The sequence below is a fragment of the Acinetobacter sp. NBRC 110496 genome (genome assembly GCF_000876115.1).
Classification (GTDB): Bacteria; Pseudomonadota; Gammaproteobacteria; order Pseudomonadales; family Moraxellaceae; genus Acinetobacter.
In genome coordinates this window covers 1-1,214 of record NZ_BBTF01000139.1, presented here as the reverse complement: position 1 = coordinate 1,214, position 1,214 = coordinate 1, and the positions used below count along the sequence as shown (strand labels likewise).

The 1,214-nt window shown below is 33.8% G+C and carries 1 protein-coding gene; it reads right to left on the bottom strand.

Features of this window, described 5'->3' with window-relative positions; all coding sequences use genetic code 11:
- Positions 1 to 1,020 (bottom strand): hypothetical protein (locus Aba26S_RS20925; protein ID WP_043975167.1); only part of this gene is annotated, 1,020 nt, incomplete at its 3' end.
- Between the last annotated feature and the right edge of the window lie 194 nt (positions 1,021 to 1,214).

Below are 1,214 nucleotides of genomic sequence, written 5' to 3'. Positions count from 1 at the left end.
TAATTTATTATCCACAGAATACCCCTTATGGTATCTATAACTCAAAATCTCTTTTGATATCTCATCGACATTTCTCCAATATAAATTGGAACTGAGTTCTTTCTCACGAGTTATAGCCAATCTTTTCATGGTTGAATTTTCATAATAAGTTGAATGAATACATCGACTTATTCGATACAACTTGTGATCGTTTGTACCAATCCAATTATCCAATTTTAGTCGAGTTCCATTAATTTCAATATCATGACCAAAATCCTCAGAAAAGTTCGCTCCACTAAGCCAATGCAGATCCATTGCAGCATCAAAAGCAAATTCTTGACATTTGGAGATAGTATTTTTTACTTTAGCGAAGTTTTCTCTAATATCTCTACGTCTTTCTTTAATAGTGGGAGTTAGTTGATTGATCTCCTGCATGTTTAGCTCCCAAAACGCCCACTTAGCAATTTCTAGTTCAAATCCACTAACGATATTCAGTAAACCAATCATACTATGAAGGTATATTTCAAATCTCTTTTCTGGCGTAATACTCGAATAGTTATGATGAATATTCTGAATCTGTAAAATGGCAACATAGGCAATTCCATAAACACTTCGAGCCCCCTCACTTAATTCAGCAAACTTAACTTTCCTTTCTTTACTTTCTGGGTCATATTTTCTACGCGTCGCTTCTTTATCATTCTTATGTCCTGGCCAGAACTTTCTACAAAACCTTTCGTATGCAATTTCAGCATTTTTTACCCTCCAATCAGGCATCTCATTGATACCAATACAAGTAAGGCTAATCATCCCATTCTGAAGAATTTCATAAAGAGGAAGCAATCCCACAGCTTCAACATCTCTAACAGTAGCATCTTCTGTTAGTTCTTCCATTCTCTGAATTGAACAATTATCAAGGTTTATCTGAACCATTCTACCTTTAGCTATCGATTGATAAGTATACTCAGGAGTTAACAAACGATGCTCTTCATTCAAAAATCGACAAGGTTTGATAAATTGAATTTCCCAGTTCTCTTTACTCATACTTACTCCTTATTAGATTTAGCATTCCATTGTTATTTTTAGTACTTATCTTTTCTTTATAAATAGAATAACCTTTCAATACTCATAAAAGTTAACCAGTCAGGTCAATATTTCTAACATTTCATGCTTTTTATTCTTATTCATTTTCTTCCGCGCATAAAAAACACCCCCTAACGTTAGTTAGGGGGTGTTTA